Raw genomic sequence first — 25,752 nt, 5'->3', positions numbered from 1 at the left:
CGAACGTTATCCATATTCACATTTTACAGGAAAGAGGGGTATCACCATGAACAAATTGTATAAACTGCCTAAACTTTTGCTCATTTCCAGCCTGGTTGGGGGTATGCTAGCTGGATGTTCGAACAGCAAGGATGGCACAGCTGAGGGGAATGAAAATACGAATAAAGCCAGCATTTCTTCTACCATTTATGATCGAGGGGCTGTACCGAATGGGATGGGTACAATCGAAGATAATATGTGGACGAAGTGGATCAATGAAAACGGTCCTGCCAATGTTAAGTTTGTTGCAATCCCTCGCTGGGAGTCTCAGTCGAAGTTAAATGTGCTGCTGGCTTCAGGCAGTGCACCTGATCTAATATTTGAGTTTGGCACCAGTATTCGAAATCAGTTGTTTGACCAGAAGCAGCTCATGCCACTCGATGATCTCATCGAACAACATAGTGTAGAATACAAAGCGTTAATGGAGAAATACCCTCAGTTGAAGCAAGCAGGTATCAAATCGGATGGAAAACTGTACGAAGTGGGTCGCATGAATGAGGTGTATCCACTAGTCAGCCTGTTTATTCGAGAGGATTGGCTCGAGAATTTGGGCCTGGAAATCCCTAAGACAGAGGAAGAATTCCTGTCCGTAGCTAAAGCGTTCACAGAGCAAGATCCGGACGGAAATGGTGTGGATGATACCTACGGAGTAGGTGGATTTGAATTTGGAGACAATGCCGGACTGTTCCGATATATATTTAATGCGAACTGGGTTAATTTAGATGACAACGGCGGGATTCAGGTAGGCCCAGAGCGCTTGAAGAAAGAAGCGGAATTTAAACGTGCATTGTTTGAAGCCGGTGCCGTCGACAAAGACTTTTTGAGCGATAAGGACGGATCCAAATCCAAACAGGACTTTCTAAATGGCAAAATTGGAATTTACGCATTCATGACAAGCGATTATATAAGCTTTGCTTCTCGTGAGCTGGACACGCTAATGAAGAATGTACCGGATTCTAGACTGAAAGTCATGCCGCTTCCCATAACTTCTGAAGGACAATTTAATACCGTCTGGAATAATCCAGTACAAATGACCGCTGTTGTTAATGCTCGTGCCAAGGAGCCGGAAGCTATTATCAAGTACATTGACTACTTGGTCAAACCGGAGATTGGACGCACGTTCCGATATGGTATCGAAGGAGAGCATTATCAATTGGAGGAAGACGGAAAACCGGTCATTCTTGACCAGGATAAATACAAGAACGAAGTGAGCTGGGCAAGTGACTTTACAATGCTATACAGTCGTTTAGAAGAGGGCAAATATGGTTACGTCGAAAATCAATTCGATGAAGAAGTTCCTGCACAGAAAGAAGCACATCGTCTATTCCAAGAATCCATTGATGCCTATATGAACGAGCTCCCGGTGGGTGAAGGCTTGACTCATTCCGAGCATATGCCTCAGTTGCCTAAGGAACTGCAGCTTAAGTTCAGTAACGTACAAACAGCGGTACATGATATTTATACAAGAGCCATTATTGGTGGTAGTAATTATACTGTGGAACAAGCAGCAATTGACGCGCAGAAACAATGGGAGAGCGGTGGAGGCTCCGAGATTATAAGCTGGTATCAGGAGTGGTGGGATAAGGAGAAGGATAATGTATTGATCTGGAGTGATTTCTATGAAATTTATCAACAACAGCAGAATGAATTAAAAGCTGAATAATATAGAAGGAACGAATAATAGCCGCCAGGGAATTCCCTTGGCGGTTTCATTTGTTAGCTGGCTAGTGAAACGTATGAAGAATTATAAGAATATAGTCCATTAAATACAGAGGATTATCAATTGTCTGCTGGCTATGAACCTTGTAATCTTGAGCTAAGACATGTAAGCAGCTTAAGAAGGATCAAAGGAGTGATTGAGTTGAGTACGAAAGTATTAAAGGCGTCCGTACGGGAAACAATCGTGCAAATTCCTACATATGGAGTGGGTAAACCGGATAAGAATCCGATGTTTTTAGAAAAAAGAGTATATCAGGGCAGCTCCGGCCGCGTGTATCCGTATCCTGTCATCGATAAGATCGAAAATCAGAAGAAAATTCAGGAGTACCGGATGATCATCCTAGAAAATGAGTATCTGCGAGTTGAGGTGATGCCAGAGCTTGGCGGACGAATATACCGTGCCGTGGACAAAACGAACAATTACGATTTCGTCTATCATAATCAGGTGATCAAGCCGGCACTGGTAGGATTAGCAGGTCCGTGGATCTCGGGTGGAATTGAATTCAACTGGCCGCAGCATCACCGTCCGAACACGTTCGGACCCGTAGAATGGAAGCTGGAGGAGTGCGAGAGTGGAAGTGCGACCGCGTGGGTAAGTGAAATCGATCGAATGTATGGAACGAAGGTTACCACCGGATTTACACTGCATCCAGATAAAGCCTACATTGAAATCAAAGCTAACTTGTATAATCGAACGAGTCTTCCGCAAACCTTTCTATGGTGGGCCAATCCGGCAGTAGCGGTGAATGAGCATACACAGTCGGTGTTTCCTCCGGATGTTAACGCGGTGTTTGACCATGGAAAGAGAGATGTATCTCGTTTTCCGATTGCAATGGGCACATATTACAAGATGGATTATTCAGAAGGTGTGGACATTTCACGCTACAAGAACATTCCGGTGCCGACCTCTTATATGGCATACAAATCAGATTACGATTTCGTTGGGGGTTATGACCATCAATTAAGGGCAGGTCTTCTGCACGTGGCTAATCATCATATATCACCGGGTAAGAAGCAGTGGACATGGGGCAACGGTGAATTCGGGCAAGCATGGGACCGTAACCTGACGGATGAGGACGGACCTTATATCGAGCTAATGACCGACGTATTCACAGATAACCAGCCAGACTTTACTTGGCTTGCGCCATATGAGGAAAAGTCGTTCACACAATATTTTATGCCTTATAAAGATATAGGGGTAGTTAAGAACGCTTCCATAAATGCGGCACTCAACTTAGAAACCGATCGCAATAGCGGAGTCGCAACGATACAGGTGTATGTCACTTCGGAACAGAAAGGGGCAAGGATTGAGTTAAGGAGCAGCAAAGGGACGTTTTTGCAAGAGACAGTCGATTTGTCACCAGCCGTTACATTTATGAAGGAAGTGCCAATTCCTCCAGAAGTTAAAGAATATGAGCTAGTTGCTTCCGTTATGGATGGCACGGGCCGTAGGCTCGTGAGTTACCAGCCGCATAAGCCCGAGATCGAGCAAATCCCTGATGCTGCACGAGCGCTTCCAGAGCCAGAAGAGCTGAAAACCAATGAGCAGCTGTACTTGGCAGGCCTTCATCTAGAGCAGTATAGGCATGCAACATTTGAACCTGAAGCTTATTATTTGGAGGGTTTGAAGCGAGACAAAAATGATATTCGGATAAATGTCGCTTACGGTACCTTGTTACTTCGCAGAGGCGAGTACGAGAAGAGTGAACAGCATTTCCGAAAGGCAGTATTATCATTGACCTGGTTAAATCCCAATCCATACGATTGTGAAGCATATTATATGCTTGGCTTATCTCTCCAAGCTCAAGGCCGTAAGCAGGAGGCATATGCTGCATTTTATAAATCGGTATGGTCTTCCGCATGGCAGGACGCAGGCTATTTTTCACTCGCTCAGATCGCATCCGAGGCAGGGGAATACGTTGACGCATTGGAACTGGTAGAGCGTGCACTTGTACGTAATGCACATCATTTTAAAGCAAGGAATTTGAAATCTATTCTGCTCCGTAAGCTGGGACGATTGGAATCTGCAATAGCTTGGTTAGACAGCACCATCGCTATTGGTATAGCTGAGTTTGGCGCGTACTTTGAGAAATCCTTGTCATTAGAAGCACTAGGCCGAGAAGCAGAGGCAGCAGCAGTCAAGGAAGAGCTCCATAAGCTGATGCGGGACGAAGCCCGCAATTATTTAGCACTGGCATCAGATTACGCGGCGGCGGGGATGTACACAGAAGCAGCTATAATCGTAAACGATGCACCAGAAAAGGCAGCCATGGATCCTATGATCCATTATACTAAAGCTTACTTATATGGGGAGCTTGCAATGGAGGAGGAAATGAACCTGGCTTTGTCTTCAGCGGCAGCTGCTTCTCCGGATTATTGCTTCCCTAACCGTCTGTTCGAGCTCGATGTTCTGAATTTTGCTGTCAAAGTCAGTCCAAATGATGCCAAAGCACACTATTACTTGGGAAATCTTTTATATGATAAAAAACGTCATAAGGAAGCGATATTGTGCTGGGAGACTTCTCGTGAGCTGGATGACAGTTATTCTGTTGTGCATCGGAATTTGGCCCTTGCTTACTACAATAAGCTGAATAAACCAGACGAGGCTCTCAATTCGTTGAATAACGCATTTGCTTGTAATTCCGGCGATGCCCGCGTATTCTACGAGCTCGACCAGCTGCACAAGAAGCTGAACACTCCGCCAGATCTTAGACTGGAATTAATGAACGCGAATACAGAACTCATCGTTCAGAGGGACGACTTGTATTTGGAATTTGTAACACTGCACAATACGCTTAAACGGCATGAGGATGCACTAAGACTGATCGAGGATCGAATCTTCCATCCATGGGAAGGCGGTGAAGGCAAAGTTACCGGGCAATATGTACTAGCAAAGGTGGAACTGGCCAAACTGGCAATCGCCGTCGGACAATATGTGAAAGCAGTAGAGAGTCTGAGAGAGGCAACCGTCTATCCTCTTAATCTGGGAGAGGGCAAATTAGCAGGTGCTCAAGAAAACCACATTTATTATTACCTAGGCTGTGCCTATGAATCCCTAGGCTTAACTAAAGAAGCGGAAGAAGCCTTTGCTGCTGCAGCTTACGGTCTTGATGAGCCTGCGAGTGCGATGTACTATAATGATCAGCCGCCAGAAATGATTTATTATCAAGGACTAGCGTGGAATAAGCTCGGAAATGTTAAAGAGGCTGCACGACGTTTCCATAAGCTGATCAATTATGCAGAGAAGCATTTGTTTGATGATGTGAAGATCGATTATTTTGCCGTTTCGCTGCCTGACTTTCTAGTCTTTGATGATGATCTGAACCGGCGCAATGTTATTCATTGCCGATATATGAGAGCATTAGGCTTACTAGGATTGAATAGGGTACCAGAAGCAGCCGAGGATTTCCGGAAGGTGCTGGAGCTGGATCCCAACCATCAAGGAGTATTGTTCCATGGGGAGGTAAATATATGAAACTGCTTACACTCAAGCTTAAATCGGAAGCGAAGCCCATTCATTCGGGCAGGTTGGGAGATTGCAAGGGAATTAATCCTAAGGGTGAGAGTTTTGGTTTTACGAATTACTATATGACAAAAGACGGGCGACCGGCTATACCTGTTGTGGGAGAATTTCATTTCTCACGTTTCTCCTCTCTTCACTGGGAGGAGGAACTGCTTAAGATGAAGGCAGGCGGCATAAACATCGTCGCGACCTATGTGTTCTGGAACCACCACGAAGAGGAGGAAGGTGTCTTCGAATGGGGAGGAGAGCGTGATTTACGCCATTTCATTGACTTGTGTTCAAAAATCAGGTTACCGCTCATCATCCGGATTGGTCCTTTTTGCCATGGTGAAGTGCGTAATGGAGGGATACCGGATTGGGTGTTTCACAAGCCGCTTGAAGTTCGCTCAAACGACCCTGAGTATCTAGCACTAGCGCGCAGGCTGTACCGTGAAATCGCGAAGCAGGTGAAAGGCACCTTGTTCCAGGATGGCGGACCGATTATTGGGATCCAGCTGGAGAATGAATATATGCATGCCGGAGCCCCACTAGACGCATGGGGATATAAGACAGGCGTGTTTCTGAGCGCAGGAAAAGAAGGCAATCAGCATCTTGCTGAGCTTCGCAGGCTCGCTGAGGAAGCAGGTATGAAGCCGATGTTCTTTACGGCCACAGCGTGGGGCGGGGCTGCTGTTCCAGAGAGCGGAACGCTTCCGATGCTTGCTGGTTATGCATATACACCGTGGATTCCGAATCAGCCGCCGAGCGGAGAATACATTTATCGGGATTTACATGCGACTCCTATGGAGTCCGTGGGGTACGATACGCTCCAGTACCCAGTCGCATACTGTGAGATGGCTGGGGGAATGCAGGTAAGCTACACGGCTAGGCCGAATGTGTCTCCAGACAGTGTGGAGGCGATGACACTGGTGAAGCTGGCAAGCGGAAGCAATATTCTAGGCTATTATATGTATCATGGGGGATCGAATCCTAAGGGTAAACATACGTATTTAAACGAACACGGACTTCCCAAAATCTCTTATGACTATCAGTCTCCACTAGGTGAATTTGGCAGAGTCGGAGAATCATACGATCGTATTCGGACACTTGCACTCATGCTGGATGCCTTTGGCGAGAGTATTGCCCCCCTCGGAACGGAGCTGCCCCCAGGTCAATCCGAAATCCTCCCTGAAGATACAGAAACGATTCGTTGGTGTGTACGCCAAAGGGATGGCAGCGGCTTTCTATTCTTGAACAATTTTCAGGATCATGTGGAGACGAAGGAACATTCCGATGTACGTATTGAGCTCGACACGGGCAGAGGCGTTGCTGCATTTCCTCGTGAGGGCGCGCTTACGATGAATCGTGGGATGGGCGCGGTCCTTCCGTTTCATATGACCATACATGGTATCCGAATTGTAACCGCTACCGTACAGCCGCTGACCAAGCTGGATAACGAAGCGTCGCCGCTGGTTGTCTTTCAGGCACTGAATGACATCAAGCCAGAGCTCGTGTTGGATAAACAGACAGCAGTTCGCATATCTGAAGAAGGCGGACAAGTAATTGAGGAGGAATCGGTTTGGATTATAAGGCCTGCCGTAGGCAAGGAATATACGATCGATGTTCTGAAGCCGAATGGAGAAACCGTTAAAATCGCAGTATTCTCCAGGGAAGAGGCGCTTCAGACGTATAAGCTTGACCTATGGGATCAAGAGAGGCTTATGGTCAGCAGCAGCCGATTGTATGTAAAAGACGGGCGTCTCGTCTGCAGCTCTGAAGGAGCAGAGCATTGGCAGGTTGCCGTCTATCCTGCATTATCGTCTGACCTGCAAACTACGGTTGGTTCTATTACCTCTTCCTCTCTAGGCAGCTTTGACCTAATTGAAGTGAACGTACCTTCTTATCGTCCGATGGTTGAGATCACTTATCCATCTGACAAGCATGCCGTATTACAAACAAATACCGATTGGCCAGAGCAGATCGGTGACGTATTCTTATCTATTGATTACAGTGGTGATGTAGCAGCAGCATATCTGAAGGATGATTTGCTTACAGATCATATTCAATATGGTGAGGCGTGGCCTATTGGGTTAAAACAGTTTCGTAATGAGCTGGAATCCGCTTCTCTTACATTGTCCATAACGCCTCTGCGAGAAGGCACAGTTCATACCTTTGTTAATCAAGCGCTTGTGGAAAGGTTCGAAGGAAGGGAAATCGCTGAATTCCATCTCATTGAAGCGACTCCGATTTATGAGGCAGCCTTGACTCTTTCATTTCATCGTTAAGGAAGTGAACTCAATATGATTAACATTAGAAATGATCTGCCTCGGAAGCTTACGATTACGATGTGGGATTTCTCTTGGTATACGATGACGATGCCGGGTGAGCCGTATAGCGACTTAAGCGCGCGCTTTAAAGAAGCGGTGGAACGAGGATACAACACGATTCGGATCTGCGCTATGCCGTTCATGCTGTTCACAAGTGAAGGGAAGCGCCCTGGTCCATTGAAATTCGGTAATCTAGGAAAAGTCGGTCAGCGCACGCGCTGGTACAATTGCCGCGGTGGAGCTGAGCTGGACGGTCATGCTCATCTGCTGGAGCTGTTCAAGCAGGCACAAGCTCATAACTGTTATATTATGTTATCCTCCTGGGAGTATCAACAGAGCCCTAGCTTCCTAGCCCATCCCGAGCTGCGGGATGAGCTGGCTGCGATACCGCCAGAGAAACGGTTCATGGCTATCGCCGCTTCGATGAATCAGTTAATTCAATTCGTTAAGAAGGAAGGCTATGGCAGTCAAATTGTTTATGCAGAGCTGCATAATGAGGTGGAGTTCGGACAACTGACAGCGATCGGAACCAGCCAAGGGATATCAGATACGAATACGCCGGAACTTGTGGAAGTGATGCAGCCATATATTGAAGAGGCCGTAGATTATCTGCGCGAATGTCATCCAGATCTATTGATAACCGCAAGCTATACGCTGAACGAAGCTTATTCAAAATGCGATGTTGCACGTAACCTTCAGGTTGCTCATTTTCATTTATATATTAAAGGCGTGCTGAACGAGCTGATGGATTTGGCCGGTCTGAACGAGGATAAGCCGTTTCCGAATCCTTTTGTACAGTCGTTGCTTAGAGAAGATGCTCCACCCATTGAAGAATGGACACTTCCGGTAGGACAGGAATGGCGGATGGAAGGTAATCCGGTCGGGATGAAGCTAATTTATCTGCATGACTGGGCGGATACAGACAAATGGGATTTATTCCTATATGAGCACTATGCGGCACAAAAACTCGCAATGCTGCAAAAAGTGGACCTGCGATTTGATGAAGTTCATGACTGGGTACGGCGTAACGGTATTCCGGTTGTCATCGGAGAGGGTTACGTAGGATATACCCCGCTATACGCAGGGTTTGAAGAAGGACCAGTCGGAAAGTTTATCGCTGAATATGCGATCCGTAAAGGGATGTCCCTTGGTTTCTGGGGAATGACATTGTGCTCTAACTGCGCGCCACATCATCCGTTCTGGGACGACATCCCTTGGCAGCAGAAATGGAATCGATTCATATTGGAATATAATTAAGAAGAGAACAGGATTATGGTCAATTTGTAATTAGTTCAAGTAGGAGGAAGCTCCTCAAGGCAGCCAATGATTTAATTGGCTGCCTTTATTTTTTTAGAGAATAACCAGGAAGAGCCAGTAAGGATATCATTGGGATAATATAACAAATATATATTATATAAATAAAATTATAAAAATTATTAATATTTGATGAAGATTATACAAACTTAATACCTTTTAACTATTTAAGATGTTAAACTTTATAAGCTGACTGATAGCAAGGTGAACTGCGTCATTCCCTGAGAAAGTTATATTGATTTTGGGATAGACAGAGTTCTAGGAAACGGAAACAATATAAACCCAAAGGGCCCTTGGGTGAATAGGAAACAATCATATTTTCAGAGGACATGCGCACTTACTTGAGGATCGGTCAGATGTATTGAATTGTAATGGAGGAAAGATGAAATGCAGAAGCTACCCATTTTTACTGTAATCGCATTGTCAGTTGTTCTGTTAGTCGGATGTGGCAATGAGGTCACAAACATTAAGGATGACAATCCGACCGAGGCCAAGATGGAGTCAAATAGTAATGTGGACTCCGTCACTTCTACCGAAAGCGAGGGAACGACAACTACAGAAAACGTAAGTGAGGAAACTGAAAATTCAGACGATATTTGGACTTATTACAATGATGCGACCTGGTCAGACGATTTTAATGGTGTGGTAACAACGATCGAGAAAGTCGTAGTTTCAGACAAAGCACCTAAGGATGGAGATACAGAAGATTTAACTGCGTCCGCAGTAGGAATCAAAATGAATATCGAAAACACTACGGATAAAATATTTACTACGTATCCGGATCAAGCAGAGCTTATCACATCTACTGGGGAACAGGTCGATGCCAATATGTGGTTGTCAGATAATTTAGGAGGGGAGATCGAAGAAGGAGTTATCAAAGAAGGTAATGTAATATGGTTCCTAGATCGTGGAAACGCAGAAGATATTGAGTGGGTTAAGATCAAGTGGTACATTACTGAAGGTGACGGGTTTGGATCCAACGATCAAAGAGAAGAATATTCAGTTAAACTGCAGTTAAAGTAGAATCCAAAGTGACTGAGCATCGGTTAAGGAAATAGGGGGAAGTTTTGAATGTTTGCTATGGGTCTTATAGCTGGTATTTTCGGTATTATTGCTTCAATTGTTGCATTGATGATAGGCGGGGTGGATGCAGCGTTCTCAGATAGCGGAACATCAAGCATTACGGGTTTAGCGATTTCGGCCATGATTTTTAGTATCCTAGGAATTATTGGATCTGCAATGGCAAAATCAAAACCTAAAATTGCAGGAATCATCATGTTAGTGAGTGGTATAGCAGGATTTATAAGCATCTCCATGTTTTTCATTCTCTCCGGCGTACTCTTTGTTGTTGCCGGGTTTATGGGGATTTTGAGTAAAAAGAAGAGTGTAAATATAGAAGCATAGTTTTAATTGATCTGTGTAGCCTTAGGGAGAACTTCCTTAAGGCTGTTTTTTATCGTATTTCGGAGACTTTGTGTTTTCTTGACAACGTCTTGGCAGGGATAAAGTCTCTCTTTGGCGAATGTTTTTGGAAGACAGAGGGGGTGACTTCATGAAAATGGACGGAATAGATGAGTTAAGCAATAGCAGGTTACATGAGATTAAAGAAAATGTTCGTAATCTTGAAAATAATCGCTCTGTTTCTTTTGATGAAATGTTTAACTCGTCTTTCATGACAAGATTCACAAATTTTGAGAGTATAGATGAATTCTTTAATCAAAGCGGATTTAATGCTGACACAGAGGAGGATTTTGAAGCTATTCATCGAGAAGAGCTGGATGCTTATGTATCGAAGCAAACGAAATTTGATAGCTGGGAAGAGATGGTTGGCAAAGCAACGGAGGAATATATTTTTAAGCTGTTAGGCTTCTGAGAAGGAGAACGACTAAAATGATTCAGTCCATTGTACATATCGCTTTGGTTGTAAAAGATTATGATGAAGCGATTGAATTCTATACAAAAAAATTAAATTTCACGTTAATTGAAGATACTTATCAACCAGAGCAAGATAAACGATGGGTAGTAATTTCTCCTCCTGGCTCTGTTGGTACGACAATATTACTAGCTAGAGCATCTAAACCGGAACAAGAGCAGTTTGTTGGTAACCAGACTGGTGGCCGAGTATTTCTCTTTCTAAACACGGACGACTTCTGGAGAGATTATAATGAAATGGTCTCCAAAGGAATAGAATTTGTTAGAGATCCCAAAGAACAATCATACGGAATGGTTGCCGTGTTCAAAGATTTATACGGAAATTTGTGGGATCTTCTGCAAATGAATGAAGATCATCCTATATCCAAACGCGTTAAGTAATTCTTAAATCCAGGTGTGAGAAACACAAGAAGACCTATTCCTTGAGAATGGGTCTTTTTTTGATGGATTGTAATCTTTGATGTAGTGGGATAATATGTTAATTGTATATATCTTAAAGATATATGATGTGTGAGGAGGGGCATATGAAAAGAATCAATACTAGTCATTTTGCGATTCTCGGCTTACTTCGGATTAAACCGATGAGCGCCTATGAATTGGTCAAGTTCTCGAAGGAAAGCATCGGCCTATTTTGGAACGAATCCTATGGACATATTCATAAGAGCATCAAGCAACTGGAGCTAGAAGGTTATGTGTCGGTTGTGGAAGCAGCAGAGACCGGTAGGCGCAAAATTGTCTATGGTATAACGCAAGAGGGATGTAATCAACTTGATTCTTGGTTAACTCAACCTCCGATGGAACCTGTGATGAGAAATGAATTACTGATGAAGCTCTTCGTCTCCGATAAACGGAATGTGCCGCAATTAGTCGCTTTTCTGAAGGAAGAAATAGAAGCGAGTGAGGGATTAACCGCGATGCTCGCAGGAATTAAAGCGAGTGTTCCTGGAGCAGATCGTAAACAAGCCCAGCTCTGGTTATTGACTCTCGACTATGGTGAGCGATATCTGCAAATGACCATCGAATGGTGTCACCATGCACTTGCAATATTAAACCATCCACATTGGAGGCATATTGATGAGTAAAAAACGACTCAATTGGATCCCCATCCTGTTGATCACCATCATGGTTGCCGCTTGTGCGCCTCTATTGCTATGGTTCAGAAGCAGTCCGCTCCTCGCTTTAGAAATATTCGATAGGGCTGTATACAATCTGGAGATTAGTTATCAGATTACGGTATTGTTGTTAGCTATGATTATGATCGGCATTGTATATGGAATCGCAGGTAAAGATGGTCTTACGTATTTAAGTCTTAGAAGGCGAGATGGAATTATTCGGCCGGAACCTTGGATTGGAATTAAGCCAAAAGTAACGGAGTCATGGAAAAACTTAGGTTTCAACTTCGCGATTGTGATTACACTGGTGACCATTGTGGTCATATACTTCCAACTGGGGTATGGGGAAAGCATGAGTTTAGAGCTATATCCTGGGGTCATATTAATTCTTATCTTTTCGCTTATGAATGCCTTCTCTGAAGAAATCATCTTCCGGTTTTCATTTGTAGCTGTTGTTAGCAGATATGGCTTCTCACCGTATATAGCGCAGGGATTATCAGCATTGACCTTTGGTATTGTTCATTATTTCGGAAATCCAGGGGGAATAGTGGGTGTATTGATGGCTGCTTTTATCGGATGGTTTTTGGCCAAATCAATGTTAGAAACGAAGGGGTTCTTCTGGGCGTTAGCGATCCATTTCTTACAAGATGTCGTGATTTTTAGTGCTTTATTTATGAAGTAGGTGCATAAAGCTCATTCCTGCCCTATTTGAGTTCTCATAATGATATAATAGATCAATCTTTATTACTTACGTGGATGCGACGTTGTTGCAGCCATAGCAATTTAGCTTAATGAGTCAGGTCAAAAAGAAGTATGAGAGGACTAACTATGTACAATTGGATGAAAATCCTCATGATCGGAGGCATTGCCGCGGCCGCTTTATTGATCTTCGTAAATCGGATCGAAGCCCCTTCCACTAACGCCGCGTCGGAAGCGTATTATGTAGCGCTGACCGGCAAAGATTCGAATGATGGCTCCAAACAGTCACCATGGAAAACACTGCAGCATGCAGCGGATACGGTTCAGCCGGGCAGTACGGTCTATGTTCGAGGCGGTGTGTATAAGCAGAAGCTGAACATTTCACGTTCTGGTTCCACAGACAGCGGATCGATCACTTTCGTTAGCTACCCGAATGAAACGGCAATTCTCGACGGTACCGGACTCGATGTCAACGGGCAGGAAGGGCTGATCGAAATCGATGACGCCAGCTACATTACGATTCAAAGTTTGGTCGTCCGAAATTTCAAGACATCAGAGAAGGATCAAATGCCAATTGGTATTTTCGTTCATGGTTCGGGATCGAATATTAAACTCTTGAATAATAAGGTCTATGCGATCAAACATACGGCTGCAGTCGCCAGCGATCTGAGCGGAAGAGATGCGCACGGGATTGCCGTCTACGGGAATGAAGCACCCGATGCGATTACGAAGGTGATCATTGACGGGAACGAGCTGTACGATCTTGTGCTCGGGTCCAGTGAAGCACTCGCGATCAATGGGAACGTGGATACATTCACGATTACGAGCAATAGTGTTCACGATAGCGATAATATCGGCATCGATGTTATCGGTTTCGAAGGTGTCTCACCTGACGAGCGTTATGATCAAGCACGCAACGGCATCATTAGCGGGAATAAAGTATATAACATTACGGCTAATTATAATCCGTCCTACGGCCACACCTTGCCGAACAAGAGTAATTCTGCAGGCGGGATCTATATTGATGGCGGCAAAGACAGCATCATCGAGCGTAATTACAGCTTCGGCAACGATATCGGCATCGAGCTGGCCAGTGAGCATTACGGGAAAGCAACCAGCGGAATAACGGTGCGCAGCAATGTTGTATACAACAATCGCTACACGGGAATTGCATTGGGCGGATATGATGAGGATCGGGGTTCAACGACAGACAGCACGATTATCAACAATACGTTCTTCAACAATAACACCTTGAATGACGGCAGCGGCCAAATGCTGCTGCAGAACTACACGCACGACAATGTCATCATGAACAACATTTTTCATGCTGGGCAATCGGATGTCTTCCTATCTAACGAATACACGAGCAACTCTGGCAATGTCGTCGACTATAATTTGTATTATAGTCCGGTGGGTACAGATGATTCAATCTGGACATGGAAGGGCAAGGAGTATGCTGGGCTAGAGTCATACCGGAAGGCTACCAACAATGATAAACATTCCATCTTTACCGATCCCCAATTCGTAAATATGCAGCTTGAGAACCTTCACTTGCAAAAGAGTTCTCCTGCAATAGATGTCGGTATGACACATATGTCGATCGAGAATACGCTGGACATCGATGGCAACAATCGGATACAAGGAGATATGGTAAACATTGGGGCTGATGAATAGAACAAAGTCAACATTAATAGTCGCTAATTGAGCGACTTTTTTTATTTTCTGTATAATTTATTTAGCAGCTTGATGTCTTCTATAAGTAAGTATGCTTAAAATTTATGTAATCTTTAGATTCAGTTAAGACTTTATAAAGATCTTCCGGTTATAAATGGTATAGGAGGGATTATTATTTACACGATTCTGATTGCTGACGATGAATCTGAGATTGTGGAGCTGCTTCAGCTCTATTTAGAGAAAGAATACAACATCGTAAAAGCGAACAATGGTAATGAAGCTCTACACATGGTTCAAGCTCAATCGGTCGATCTCATTATCTTAGATGTTATGATGCCTGAGCTTAGTGGGTTGCAGTTCCTGAAGATCATTCGCCGGGATTGTCACATTCCCGTGTTGCTCTTATCGGCAAAAAGTGAACACCATGATAAAATTCTGGGACTTGAGCTTGGCGCGGACGATTATGTATCCAAACCTTTTAACCCGCTAGAGGTGGTTGCTCGTGTCAAAGCCATGATCCGAAGAGTACATCAATTTGATGGATCTACAGGAGAAAAGGAGACGAGCTCAAATCTTACCCTCGGTAATCTTGTTCTGGATACAAATGCATGCATGCTGTATGTGTCGGGACAGCAGGTATCCCTGACATCTACGGAATATAAAATTCTGAAGCTTATGATGGAATCACCAGGGAAGCTCTTTACTCGTAAACGCATATATGAGGCGGTGTGGGAGGATTATTATGTGCACGAGGATAACAGCATTATGGTACACATCAGTAACATTCGAGAGAAGATTGAACGGGATTCGAAGAAACCCGAATATTTAAAAACGATTAGAGGATTGGGGTACAAAATGGATGCGTCTGTGGAAAAATAGAAATAAGCGTCCGCTGCAAACTTCGCTCGCATTTGATTTCTTTCGATTTTTACTTATTGTTGTATTCATCGCATGCTGTGCGTATATGTTTATACAGCTCGACATTTCAAATCAGCTGAAGGAGTATCAGCTTGCTGATCCCGATCTGGAGGTTGAAGCCAGCGTCTAGGTATCGGATATGGAGTCTGGACCTGAAACAAAAAAGCTCCTACATAGCGGTGGTTGGCTTGAACTGTTAGACATAGATAAAAGCATCGTGAAAGTCATCGGATCTAAAAAAGATGAAGTGAATCGTTACACAGAAGAACAATTATTTACGCTTCTCGAAAATGGAGTGAATGGTCCCTATTATTCCTCTCTCACCCGTTACCAGGACGCGGATTCCACATATTGGCTGCTGCTTAAGATCCCTCGAGATCGAATTAACATTACGGTCAATAGTTTTCCGTTTATGTCCCAATTAAGTGAGCCTCTAGCATTGTACATCATGCTGGGTATCATCTTTATTCTGATACTTATTCTAGGCTACAGTTACACCGTCGCCAGGAGAATTCAAAAGCCGCTGAAGACCATTAGTGAAGGGCTGAATGAAATGATTCGGGGCAACTACAATACGAGAATTGAAGTCGATGCAGAGGAAGAATTTAAACAAATGGGTGAGAAGTTCAATTATATGGCGGATATGATTGAAAAAACGACAGAAGATAAGCGATTGGCTGAGGAGAGCAAACAGCAGATGATCATGGATCTCTCCCATGACTTGAAGACACCAATAACAACGATTCAAGGATACGCGCAAGCCTTGTACGAAGGCCGTGTCGATGATGCTGAACGACAGAGAAAGTATTTGACGTATATTTACAACAAGTCGACGCAAGTGACGAAACTAATTCTGAACATGGTAGAGCTGTTAAAAACAGATTCGCCAGACTTTCTACTGAAGACCGATCGATACGAGCTTGGCGATTTTCTGCGAGAAGTCATTGCGGACACGTATGGCGAAATTGAGAAAAAAAGCTTCAATTTGCAATTTCAGGTTCCGAATCATGCGGTATACGCACGATTTGATCCCGAGCTGCTGGCACGTGTCGTTCACAATATCATCAGTAATGCGCTGATGTACAACAATAATGGAACCCTATTAAGAATCGAAGTTATTCCACAAGAAGAGTTCGTAATGATCGAGATTGCAGATAATGGAGTAGGCATTCCGAATGAATTACAAACGACGATTTTCAACCCTTTTGTGAGGGGAGATAAAGCCAGAACAGCTACTGGCGGTACGGGGCTTGGCTTAGCTATTGCAATGAAAAATACTGAGCGGATGGGCGGAAGACTGACGCTTAGCAGCAATGACAAAGAGATGACAGTATTCAAGATTGAGATTCCTAAATGAAAATACGCGTGACCGACTTAGATGGAGGGGGTAAGTTGCTTCAAACAAACAAGATGATACGCTTTTGTATTGGCGTGATCTCTATTCTGCTTATCGTTTTCCTAAGCTATAAAGTGCAATTTGTGTTTATACCTTTGTTTTCGCTGTTCAATGTTATAATCGTGCCGCTAATGCTGGCAGGTTTCTTATATTACTTGTTAAGACCTTTGGTGCAATGGATGCATCGAAAATGGGGGAACCGTACACTTGCCATCTTAATGATCTATCTTGTGTTTTTGATCGTTATCATCGGCTTCATCATTGGTGTGTGGCCCTCAATTCGCGTACAGCTGCATGAGCTCATCCTTAATATACCTGACTTGGTTACGAAGCTGACGGTTCAGCTTCAAGAGCTGGAAGACAGCGGGCTGCTATCAAGTATTCTGCCTGAGGGTAATGAGCTGATGTCACGTGTAACCCATATCATTAACCAGGGAATGAACTTGCTGGGTGCCTACTTGTCGAGCCTATTTACATTCTTCTCCAATTTCATACTTGTATTATTTATTACGCCGATCCTTCTATATTTTATGCTTAAAGAGGGAGGAAAGTTTGGAGAGAAAATCGTAGCATTTCTGCCGAGACGTTTTCGGGAGGATGGGCAGGAATTGATTGAAGAGATCGATAATTCACTTGGAGGCTTTATCGTAGGGCGCGTCATCACCAATATAGCACTCGGAGTCTTAATGTATATTGGGTTTATATTTATTGACCTGCCCTATGCGCTTCTATTAACGGTTATTGCGGTTATCGCGAATTTTATCCCATTTATAGGAGCGATCATATCCGCTGTTCCTATCCTTATTATTGGATTTATCCAATCACCGTCGACAGCGATATGGGCGCTAGTTATTATTCTTGGTGCTCAGCAGATCCAAGATAACATCCTCGCACCTTATATATTTAAGAAGTCAATTAACATTCATCCCATTACAAGTATTGTAGTCGTACTGGTGGGTCAGGATATAGGAGGTCTGATCGGCGTCATTCTCTCCATTCCGGTATATACGACAATCAAAATTATTGTTTTGAAGCTGTACGCTCTCTTTGTGAAGGAGAAGTGGGAGAAAGCGTAGTTCATATTCCAATCAAGAGGAGAGAAAAATGATGATTCAAACTTCGGAGGGAAAAGTATCTATTTCTAATCAAGTGATTACCAAAATTACAGAAAAAGCCTTGCGAGATATAGAGGGAATTAGGGTAGTGACGGGTGGTTTAAACGATATTCTGAGTCAACTAAGCAGCAGTAGACAATCTAAGGGAATAACGATTCATCGGTTAGACGCAGTCACCAATGTTGAGCTGCGAATTATTGTAGATTACGGAGTGAAGATTCACCAGGTATGTAGAGAGCTGCAACAAAGAGTGAAGAATTTGATTGAAAATATAACAGGCTCCTCAATCGGCGAGATTTTTGTAAAGGTAGAGGGGATTGCATTAGATTAGATTGAGGGATTACAGCTATTCGACTGTAGTATGGATTATTAGCGGCGGGGTTGCAGTTTAATGCAACGCCCGCTTTTTTTGTCGAGAAATATTAATCCACAAGAGAAGAAGATACGGACTTTAAAAGTCCATAGCTGTGTCCAATGTTTGACATAATCAGATTACAAATGTAATATCATAGCATGACTACAAATGTAGTCTACTGATTTCATCTGTTGTCCCACAAAGCCGTTAGTTATTGTGGTTGCCAAGTCATGCGAAGGGGGCGGTTAGAGTTACATGGGCGCTAATGCATTACAAATCATATGAAATGGGGATTAAGTAATGAGAAATGTACAAAGGATCCGGGAGCTCACCGCTTTATATGCTAAACCGTCTGTTTTACTAAGCATATTTCTTGTTCTTCTGCTGTTGAATGGGTGTGGAGGAGGAAAGGACACGGCAATAGTAGATAGTGTACAAGGTACGGATGCTAATACTTCTATATCAGTCTCTGCAGATGAAAGCTATGCCGACTTAGAAGAAGAGTATGATACGAGAGTCGGTGTATTTGCATGGGATACAGGTTCCGGCAAGACGGTCTCCTATCGTGCAGATGAACGGTTTGCTTATGCCTCAACCTTCAAAGCGCTGGCAGCAGGAGCAATATTGCTTAAAGAATCGGAGGAGGAGCTGGACAAGATCATTAAGTATTCCAAAGAAGATGTAGAGGAGAATTCCCCGATAACAGAGAAGCATGTAACTACGGGGATGAAGCTCAGTGAAATTATGGACGCAGCTATTCGCTTCAGTGATAACACTGCAGGCAATCTGATGCTGAAGGAGCTGGGCGGACCGAAAGGCTTCGAGACTGTACTTCGAGAAATCGGGGATACCGTTACGATGGCTGACCGCTATGAGACCGAGCTGAATGAGGCCGTTCCAGGTGATGACCGTGATACCAGTACTCCGAGAGCCTTGGCAAATTCTCTTCATCATTTTATACTTACAGATACACTTTCCGAGCAGGAAAGAACGCTTCTGACCCATTGGCTCCACAGCAACACAACAGGGGATGAGTTGATTCGTGCAGGGGTTCCTGAAGGGTGGAACGTAGGAGACAAGACAGGTGCCGGAAGCTACGGAACAAGGAACGACATTGGCATCATATGGCCTCCAGATCGTGATCCGATTGTTCTTGCCATAATGACGAGCCGCGATGAAAAAGACGCCGAGTACGATAACTCGCTTATTGCGCGAACGACAGAGCTTGCAGTTCAGGCTCTAAACCACATGGACAGTGGTTCCTCGAAGTAAGGACCACAAGAGAAGGGAGCGCAGAATTTGTTTGCCATTTTTACTGTCGCTTGTATAGTTTCTTCCATATCAGCTGGCGGAATTCTGCTGTTAAAATTCATGTTTCACCGTCAGCTTACGACGAAGTGGAACTACTATCTATGGTTTCTGTTGTTAGCTGCGTTAGTTATTCCTTTTATACCAAGTTCATTATTAAGTTCCGGAACATTCTTTAATGAATTCGGCGGTGCTTTATCTGCAAATCACAGCGATGAAGCAGCTCAAGAACCGCTCTATGTATCCTCCAATGCAAATTTACTTCAGGACTTTACGGTATCTGTGGGTCGTTTCGCACCTGATTTATTTCAGACAGTAGTGATTTGCATTTGGGCTAGTGGAATCCTGATTCTAGCCTTCGTTTTTTTCATTTCCTGGATCAATATAAGACGTGTAACCACGTTGTCTGAGCGAGTTGTCAATCGGGAAATCTTGAATATACTGGAGCACTGCAAAAGAAAGCTTTACTTAACAAATGAATTGCGCATTCTGGAATCGCCACTCGTACAGTCACCGATATTAACCGGGTTCTTTAAGCCTTGTCTTGTGTTTCCATCCGGATTTACCGAATGGCTGACCGAAGCTGAAGTGAAATATATTATCTTGCATGAACTGCATCATTTAAGAAGCAAGGATTACCTTACCAATTATCTGTTTGTTGTATTCCAGATGCTATACTGGTTCAACCCGCTTATCTGGCTGGCCTTCAGAAAGATGAGATTGGATCGTGAAATTGCCTGCGATCAAGCGGTACTCAAATTGCTGGATGAAGAGCAGCATACTGGCTATGGACTTACCATCCTCCGTTTTGCCGAGCGGGGGTCTAAATCTCCTTACCTGAATCTAGCCAATCAGCTAGTCAGTCCAAAAAGCCAGCTGAAGCAAAGGATCGAGAAGATTGCCAATTTCGCAGCAGAATCCAGAAGCAACCAAAGAATTAGCATTGCTATTGTCATTTTTACCGTCGTATTTATATTGTGTCAGCTTCCTCTTGTTTCGGCTGTTGAGTATGATGATTCCCGTTATTCATTTAAAGAGGCCGAGCCTGTTTATGAGGATTTAAGCCGTTATTTTTCCGGATATGAAGGAACGTTTGTACTATATGATATGCAGCAAGATGAGTATCAGATCTATAACAAGGATCACAGCACAAGGAGGGTATCGCCTGACTCTACTTACAAGATATACAGCGCCTTGATTGGCCTTGAAACAAAAGCTATTTCAGAGCAGGATACGAGAATAGCATGGAACGGTCACAAGTACCCATATACCGAATGGAACAGAGACCAAACGATGCATACTGCTCTGCAGGATTCAGTGAACTGGTATTTTGAGAACATGGAGTCCAGAATCAAACGCAGTGAGATACAACACTATTTGAATCTTATCCAATATGGAAATACTAATATTTCTGGCAATTCTGAGCCTTACTGGCTGGAATCTTCACTTAAAATATCAGCGGTTGAGCAGGTTAAGCTGCTGCATGCGATGTATACAAATCAGCTCGGTTTTGACCGCAAGCATGCTCAGGCAGTTAAGAAAGCGATTCACATAGAAGATAAGGGCGATAAGGCGCTATTCGGTAAGACAGGAACAGGCACGGTTAATCAGAAGAATACGAATGGCTGGTTTATTGGTTATGTTGAGGATGAGGACAACTGCTACTTTTTTGCAACCAATATCCAGGATCATGGTCGTTCAAACGGCAGTACAGCCTCACAAATAACGTTACGGATATTAGAAGACAAAGGGATATATTAGTTAGAAGGATGTGACATCGTTGACGAAACAGGTACCAAAAATATCGGAATCCGAGTGGGAAGTCATGACAGTACTATGGGAAAGGGCTCCAAGAACAGCTGGCGAAGTCATCGATGCCTTGCAGCAGCGAACAGACTGGAAGCCCAAAACAATCCGAACACTGCTGGACCGGCTGGTCAAAAAGCAGGCAGTATCCATTAATCAGGATACAAAAGTATATACGTTTGCACCATTATTCTCTCAGTATGAATGTCAGCAGGCAGAGACGCAGTCCTTCGTTAAACGAATATACGGCGGTACAATGAAATCAATGCTTGTTCATTTTTTTGAAGACAATGCTGTATCAGACGAGGAGATTAAGGAGCTGCGCAGCTTATTGAACGAGAAAACGGATAAAAAGAAATAAGAGCACACAAAGCCGCGTAGAAGCGGCTCTTTGTGCTTTACTTTTGAACTAATGATGCTCACCGCTGTTGTTAGTGCCGCTGGTCGAGTTATTCTGTTCCGCTTCGGGCACTTCGACATCTCCCACGATGAGCTGCACAGTAGGCATGACTTCAGAACCTTGAGAAGAGGCCATCACTTGAAAGTAATATATACCATCCTGTGGTAAGACGATATCGGCTGTAAACATCCCATTATTGCTATGGATCGGTTCGATTGTTTCATGAAATGGCTCCTCCCTGTCGTCAGAACTCCATATATGAAACTGAATTACATCAGGATTATCTACATTGATGTCTCTCTGAACAAGTTTAGCAACATAGGACTGGGGTACACCTATCTGGATTGATTCTGGAACGGTAATTTCCGCTCTGAGCACATTTTCTTGCTTATACTTCTGAGCTGCATCTGCATCTACCGATGTACAAGCTGATAGTAACAAGGTCAATAGGATATAAGAGTAGATTAAGGACGACTTTTTCTTCATTATATACCGCCTATTCTTTGAATTACGCGTTAAAGAACTTTTTAAGCACAGGAACCCTTTTAATGATAAAGAAATCAATAAGACCAACAACGATGAGTGACACACCTACTAATGGAAAAAGAATCCCGAACACTGCAAGAATGATGAGCAGTCCTTTAATCTTGCCTGGACTTACGGAACGGGGAGCGCCCATCTTACCGTTAGGTTTACGCTTCCACCACATCAAAAAGCCAGTAAATACAATACCTGCAATGCCTATACATACAACAAGCCCTATAATTTGGTTTAATAAACCGAATTCTAACCCTTTATGGAGCGTAATTCCCCAGGCCATTAATTTGCCAATGGGCTCATAGTTTTCATACCGATAATCAGCAAGGACTGCACCGCTGTACTGATCAATATGAACCGTTGCTTCATCTCGAGCCTTAGGTGGAAAAACCGATAAAGTATATACACCTTCAGGTGTTTTTGGAAAAATGACTTCATAAGTCGGATAAATCTCAAGGTTACTAGCGATACTTACAACTTGATCTATGGATAGCTGGACTTCTTTTACCGTTGATGCAGGAACATCTAGATTCTCAGCAGCCCATGGAACATCTGCGATATCTTTAGTTTTTAGCCCACTTGAAGGAGCATTTCCAACCCAGATGGACGGCGGATATCCGACTCCTGTATTTGTCGCAATGGTCTGCACTTTGGTCCCCCAAAATCCAGACCATAAGAGACCTGTAATGATAAGAAAAATCATCGCCGCCGATATCCAGAAGGCGGGAACAGCATGTAAATCCCTTAATAATGTTTTTCTTGTGGTCTTAAATCGGGGGATGAGTATACCTCTCCATTTACTCTTATCTCTAGGGAACCATAGGTAAAGCCCTGTGAATACTAAAATCAATGCCCAGCATGCTGCTAATTCAACAATACGATCCCCTGTCGTGCCTAGCATCAACTCACCGTGAAATTCTTCGATCCGATCCATTAGTCTGCTTTTATCATTCATATCTCCTATAATTTCAGCAGAGTAAGGATCCACAAACACGGTATACGTTTCATTGTTTTGGTTGATTTTTACTTCGGCAGATCGTGTCGCTTCCTCGCCAGGACGGTATTTTACGACCCTTGCATCTGGATAGTTGCTCATCACTTTCTCAATGAGTAAGGAAGGAGGGAGCTTGCTGCCTTCATCATTTACAACGTATAAATCACGATACATCCATTGTTCCATTTGAGGTTTGAATAAATATACAGATCCTGTAACTGCTAAGATAAAAATAAATGGGGCGAAGAAGAGTCCTGCATATAAATGCCATCTCCATAAGGTTTGGTAAATGGATGCGTTTTTTTGCTTACCTGTCACTATTGCTTGTTTAACGCTGCCTTTCATTAAGTTGCTCCTGTCCCTATATAATTTTTAACTTAACTCAAGCTATTATAGTTGAATTGATAAGCTGAGAGTATGACTCCAATGGGCTATTCAGGAAGTATGTTTAAATCGTGAATCAGATAAAATTAAGAATATTGTCCATGTAATCAGAGGATGTTGAATGGCTATGAGCGCTTAGCTTCTATATAATAAAGCACAAATTACGAGAAAGAGAGGAATTTGGATGAGCGCCAGATTACGTATCCCATTGGAAGAATCATGGATCTTTCAGGCAGATTTAAAGAACGAGGGAGAGGAACTAAAATGGCATGAAGGCGGCCCGCCTCAAGGAGAGAACGTCATGATTCCACATACGTGGAATGTTCAAGACGGACTGCAGGAGTTTCGGGGTACAGGGTGGTACAGTTGTAGCTTTTATGCTCCACCTGAATGGGAGAACAAATTAATTCGTTTGCAATTTGACGCGGTTTATCGTGATGCGGCTGTATGGGTAAATGGGCAAAAGGTGGGGGTACATATCAATTCTGGTTACACCTCATTTGTATTAGATATCTCAAATGCTGTCTCCTATGGAGAAAACAACAGGATCGTTGTATCGGCAAATAATGAAAATAGTCAGACAGCCCTTCCCGTAGGCAACAGCTTTGATTGGGCGGATGATGGCGGAATAATTCGTGGAGTATCCCTTATTGTTAGCGGACGCAGAGCAATGGATTACAGCAAAATACAGGCCGTTCCTGTAATTAGTGATGAAGCAAACGGGCGTAGCTGCTCTTACGGTTTAATATCAGGAGAGATTCGTTTATGGGAAGAAGAACAGAGTGAGTCGAACAACAGCACTTTTGGACTTAAGGTAACAGTAACCAGTGAAGAGGGCTCCACAATTTCAGAAACATGGGAATTAACCAGCAATGCAGGCATATTACGCTTTGAAAATTTAAAGGTGGAGGGTCCCAAGCTGTGGCATTTTGATCATCCTCATTTGTATAAGGTTAATCTTGCTTTGTACTTGGATGATGAGCTTTCCGATGAGGAATCCATAGAGGTTGGCTTCAGAGAAATTCAGTCAGATGGCAATACATTACTACTCAATCGAGAGCCAGTCCGACTTATGGGGGTTGAATGGATGCCGGGATCTCACCCGGATCGAGGCATGGCCGAAACGCTTAACGAGCTTGAGGAAATGCTCCGACATATGAAAGAAGCAAATTGCGTAATAACCCGTTTTCATTGGCAGCAAGATAGCAAGCTACTAGAATGCTGTGACCGTAATGGTCTATTGGTACAGGAAGAGATTCCGCATTGGCAAACGCCGTATGATCCAGACGATGAATGGCTTCAGACGTCTATGCAGCATGCCCGTGAAATGATTAATCGACACTATCATCATCCATGTATTTATGCATGGGGACTGGGTAACGAGATAAATGGACAATCTCCCATCACAGTTCGTTATTTTGAAAAATTGAAGGCGCTTGTTCGCGGTTTAGATGACACCCGATTTATTAACTACGTTTCCAATACGGTACATGAGGATCCCTCTACTGACACCACGGGTGTAGGTGATGTTATTATGTGGAACGATTATATTGGGACTTGGCATGGAGATCTAGATCGACCTGCTGTAATCGAAGCCATTACAGAAGCATATAAGAATAAACCTGTAATTGTAGCAGAATATGGACTATGTGAACCAGCTTATGCGGGAGGAGACGAACGACGTCAGGAAATTCTAATAGAGAACACGATAGAATACCGGAAGCATTCTGGTATTGCAGCACTGATATACTTTAGTCTGAATGATTATCGAACACAGATGGGCGAAGCTGGTGAAGGCATGCTGCGACAACGTGTACACGGTTCCATGTATTTGGACGGTACGCCTAAGCCATCATATGAAACCTTACGTCAGTTGGCTTCACCGATCCATGTATCCATAAATTTGTACAATAAAGAAGGAAGTATGGCAGTAATTATAGATACTGCAAATGACATTCCGTCTTACAGAATATCCGGATATACCATAAAGCTTACTGATCCATTTGGTAACTGTTACGAAAAAGATATACCACAATTAGAGCCTGGTGAGCAATGCGTGTTACATTTTATGGATGTACCTCATATCGACATGGAAGAAATCATACTGGATGTTCAGAGACCGACCGGATTCTCGGTAACAAGCGGTCCATTGACCAAGTATACGGGACATTTTACAGATCACCATTTGGTTCAGTAATTCGGTCTCTTAACTACTTACAAT

Annotated in this window: 22 protein-coding genes; 20 read left to right on the top strand and 2 right to left on the bottom strand. The window is 43.5% G+C overall.

Going from position 1 to position 25,752, the window contains the following annotated elements:
* Positions 1–46 precede the first annotated feature (46 nt).
* The 19 genes from TCA2_RS12310 (at position 47) to blaI (ending at position 21,577) form a co-directional block, all read left to right on the top strand.
* Positions 47–1,702, top strand: coding sequence for an extracellular solute-binding protein (locus TCA2_RS12310; protein ID WP_047911887.1), 1,656 nt, complete (start codon positions 47–49; stop codon positions 1,700–1,702).
* Positions 1,703–1,900: 198 nt separating this feature from the next.
* Complete coding sequence (locus TCA2_RS12305; protein WP_047912001.1) at positions 1,901–5,233, top strand: DUF5107 domain-containing protein; 3,333 nt, start codon at positions 1,901–1,903, stop codon at positions 5,231–5,233.
* The gene (locus TCA2_RS12300; protein ID WP_047911886.1) at positions 5,230–7,545 is read left to right on the top strand and encodes a beta-galactosidase; all 2,316 of its coding nucleotides are present in this window, start codon (positions 5,230–5,232) and stop codon (positions 7,543–7,545) included. Before TCA2_RS12305 ends, TCA2_RS12300 begins: the two co-directional genes overlap by 4 nt.
* Before the next feature lie 15 nt (positions 7,546–7,560).
* On the top strand, positions 7,561–8,844 hold the full coding sequence (locus tag TCA2_RS12295; RefSeq protein ID WP_047911885.1) for a cellulase-like family protein: 1,284 nt from the start codon (positions 7,561–7,563) through the stop codon (positions 8,842–8,844).
* A gap of 444 nt (positions 8,845–9,288) precedes the next feature.
* Positions 9,289–9,924 (top strand): hypothetical protein, encoded by a 636-nt coding sequence (locus tag TCA2_RS12290; RefSeq protein ID WP_047911884.1) that lies wholly within the window; start codon positions 9,289–9,291, stop codon positions 9,922–9,924.
* 48 nt (positions 9,925–9,972) lie between these two features.
* The gene (locus TCA2_RS12285; RefSeq protein WP_047911883.1) at positions 9,973–10,305 is read left to right on the top strand and encodes a DUF4064 domain-containing protein; all 333 of its coding nucleotides are present in this window, start codon (positions 9,973–9,975) and stop codon (positions 10,303–10,305) included.
* Between the two features lie 148 nt (positions 10,306–10,453).
* A complete protein-coding gene (locus tag TCA2_RS12280) occupies positions 10,454–10,774 on the top strand; it encodes a hypothetical protein (protein ID WP_047911882.1) in 321 nt (106 codons plus the stop codon).
* Positions 10,775–10,791: 17 nt separating this feature from the next.
* Entirely contained in the window at positions 10,792–11,214 is a 423-nt protein-coding gene (locus TCA2_RS12275) for a VOC family protein (protein ID WP_047911881.1), read from the top strand.
* A gap of 143 nt (positions 11,215–11,357) precedes the next feature.
* Entirely contained in the window at positions 11,358–11,915 is a 558-nt protein-coding gene (locus TCA2_RS12270; RefSeq protein ID WP_047911880.1) for a PadR family transcriptional regulator, read from the top strand.
* Positions 11,908–12,627 (top strand): CPBP family intramembrane glutamic endopeptidase, encoded by a 720-nt coding sequence (locus tag TCA2_RS12265; RefSeq protein WP_047911879.1) that lies wholly within the window; start codon positions 11,908–11,910, stop codon positions 12,625–12,627. Before TCA2_RS12270 ends, TCA2_RS12265 begins: the two co-directional genes overlap by 8 nt.
* Before the next feature lie 146 nt (positions 12,628–12,773).
* Positions 12,774–14,318: a right-handed parallel beta-helix repeat-containing protein gene (locus TCA2_RS12260; protein ID WP_238546371.1), complete on the top strand. Its 1,545-nt coding sequence runs from the start codon at positions 12,774–12,776 to the stop codon at positions 14,316–14,318.
* Positions 14,319–14,489: 171 nt separating this feature from the next.
* Complete coding sequence (locus tag TCA2_RS12255) at positions 14,490–15,197, top strand: response regulator transcription factor (protein WP_047911878.1); 708 nt, start codon at positions 14,490–14,492, stop codon at positions 15,195–15,197.
* Entirely contained in the window at positions 15,178–15,366 is a 189-nt protein-coding gene (locus TCA2_RS27580; RefSeq protein WP_047911877.1) for a hypothetical protein, read from the top strand. The genes TCA2_RS12255 and TCA2_RS27580 overlap by 20 nt, the downstream gene beginning before the upstream one ends.
* A gap of 87 nt (positions 15,367–15,453) precedes the next feature.
* Positions 15,454–16,593: a cell wall metabolism sensor histidine kinase WalK gene (locus TCA2_RS12245; protein ID WP_238546370.1), complete on the top strand. Its 1,140-nt coding sequence runs from the start codon at positions 15,454–15,456 to the stop codon at positions 16,591–16,593.
* Positions 16,590–17,708 carry an AI-2E family transporter gene (locus tag TCA2_RS12240; RefSeq protein WP_370510349.1) on the top strand — a complete coding sequence of 373 codons (1,119 nt, stop codon included), beginning with the start codon at positions 16,590–16,592 and terminating at the stop codon, positions 17,706–17,708. The genes TCA2_RS12245 and TCA2_RS12240 overlap by 4 nt, the downstream gene beginning before the upstream one ends.
* A 28-nt stretch (positions 17,709–17,736) precedes the next feature.
* A complete protein-coding gene (locus TCA2_RS12235; RefSeq protein ID WP_052511951.1) occupies positions 17,737–18,078 on the top strand; it encodes an Asp23/Gls24 family envelope stress response protein in 342 nt (113 codons plus the stop codon).
* A gap of 324 nt (positions 18,079–18,402) precedes the next feature.
* Complete coding sequence (bla, locus tag TCA2_RS12230; RefSeq protein WP_047911874.1) at positions 18,403–19,374, top strand: class A beta-lactamase; 972 nt, start codon at positions 18,403–18,405, stop codon at positions 19,372–19,374.
* Positions 19,375–19,401: 27 nt separating this feature from the next.
* Positions 19,402–21,171: a BlaR1 family beta-lactam sensor/signal transducer gene (locus TCA2_RS12225; protein WP_047911873.1), complete on the top strand. Its 1,770-nt coding sequence runs from the start codon at positions 19,402–19,404 to the stop codon at positions 21,169–21,171.
* A 19-nt stretch (positions 21,172–21,190) separates the two neighbouring features.
* Positions 21,191–21,577 carry a penicillinase repressor BlaI gene (gene blaI / locus TCA2_RS12220; RefSeq protein ID WP_047911872.1) on the top strand — a complete coding sequence of 129 codons (387 nt, stop codon included), beginning with the start codon at positions 21,191–21,193 and terminating at the stop codon, positions 21,575–21,577.
* 48 nt (positions 21,578–21,625) lie between these two features.
* On the opposite strand, the gene TCA2_RS12215 is transcribed toward blaI, so the two are convergent.
* On the bottom strand, positions 21,626–22,102 hold the full coding sequence (locus tag TCA2_RS12215) for a FixH family protein (protein ID WP_047911871.1): 477 nt from the start codon (positions 22,100–22,102) through the stop codon (positions 21,626–21,628).
* A 22-nt stretch (positions 22,103–22,124) separates the two neighbouring features.
* Complete coding sequence (locus TCA2_RS12210) at positions 22,125–23,492, bottom strand: PepSY domain-containing protein (RefSeq protein WP_047911870.1); 1,368 nt, start codon at positions 23,490–23,492, stop codon at positions 22,125–22,127.
* 223 nt (positions 23,493–23,715) lie between these two features.
* On the opposite strand from TCA2_RS12210, the gene TCA2_RS12205 reads away from it, so the two are divergent.
* A complete protein-coding gene (locus TCA2_RS12205; protein ID WP_047911869.1) occupies positions 23,716–25,728 on the top strand; it encodes a glycoside hydrolase family 2 protein in 2,013 nt (670 codons plus the stop codon).
* Positions 25,729–25,752: the final 24 nt, after the last annotated feature.

Source organism: Paenibacillus sp. TCA20 (genome assembly GCF_000732325.1).
In the GTDB taxonomy this organism is placed as follows: Bacteria; Bacillota; Bacilli; order Paenibacillales; family Paenibacillaceae; genus Paenibacillus; species Paenibacillus urinalis.
The sequence above is the reverse complement of the archived record's forward strand: the minus strand, read 5'-3'. Positions and strand labels throughout refer to the sequence as shown.

Excerpts from the sequence above, each read along its gene's own strand:
- TCA2_RS12270 (WP_047911880.1), top strand. The coding sequence starts at position 11,358 with ATGAAAAGAATCAATACTAGTCATTTTGCGATTCTCGGCTTACTTCGG.
- TCA2_RS27580 (WP_047911877.1), top strand. The coding sequence starts at position 15,178 with ATGCGTCTGTGGAAAAATAGAAATAAGCGTCCGCTGCAAACTTCGCTC.
- TCA2_RS12210 (WP_047911870.1), bottom strand. The coding sequence starts at position 23,492 with ATGAAAGGCAGCGTTAAACAAGCAATAGTGACAGGTAAGCAAAAAAAC.
- TCA2_RS12295 (WP_047911885.1), top strand. The coding sequence starts at position 7,561 with ATGATTAACATTAGAAATGATCTGCCTCGGAAGCTTACGATTACGATG.
- bla (WP_047911874.1), top strand. The coding sequence starts at position 18,403 with ATGAGAAATGTACAAAGGATCCGGGAGCTCACCGCTTTATATGCTAAA.
- TCA2_RS12310 (WP_047911887.1), top strand. The coding sequence starts at position 47 with ATGAACAAATTGTATAAACTGCCTAAACTTTTGCTCATTTCCAGCCTG.
- TCA2_RS12235 (WP_052511951.1), top strand. The coding sequence starts at position 17,737 with ATGATGATTCAAACTTCGGAGGGAAAAGTATCTATTTCTAATCAAGTG.
- TCA2_RS12205 (WP_047911869.1), top strand. The coding sequence starts at position 23,716 with ATGAGCGCCAGATTACGTATCCCATTGGAAGAATCATGGATCTTTCAG.
- TCA2_RS12215 (WP_047911871.1), bottom strand. The coding sequence starts at position 22,102 with ATGAAGAAAAAGTCGTCCTTAATCTACTCTTATATCCTATTGACCTTG.
- TCA2_RS12300 (WP_047911886.1), top strand. The coding sequence starts at position 5,230 with ATGAAACTGCTTACACTCAAGCTTAAATCGGAAGCGAAGCCCATTCAT.
- TCA2_RS12260 (WP_238546371.1), top strand. The coding sequence starts at position 12,774 with ATGTACAATTGGATGAAAATCCTCATGATCGGAGGCATTGCCGCGGCC.
- TCA2_RS12240 (WP_370510349.1), top strand. The coding sequence starts at position 16,590 with ATGAAAATACGCGTGACCGACTTAGATGGAGGGGGTAAGTTGCTTCAA.
- TCA2_RS12280 (WP_047911882.1), top strand. The coding sequence starts at position 10,454 with ATGAAAATGGACGGAATAGATGAGTTAAGCAATAGCAGGTTACATGAG.
- TCA2_RS12290 (WP_047911884.1), top strand. The coding sequence starts at position 9,289 with ATGCAGAAGCTACCCATTTTTACTGTAATCGCATTGTCAGTTGTTCTG.
- TCA2_RS12265 (WP_047911879.1), top strand. The coding sequence starts at position 11,908 with ATGAGTAAAAAACGACTCAATTGGATCCCCATCCTGTTGATCACCATC.
- TCA2_RS12275 (WP_047911881.1), top strand. The coding sequence starts at position 10,792 with ATGATTCAGTCCATTGTACATATCGCTTTGGTTGTAAAAGATTATGAT.
- TCA2_RS12285 (WP_047911883.1), top strand. The coding sequence starts at position 9,973 with ATGTTTGCTATGGGTCTTATAGCTGGTATTTTCGGTATTATTGCTTCA.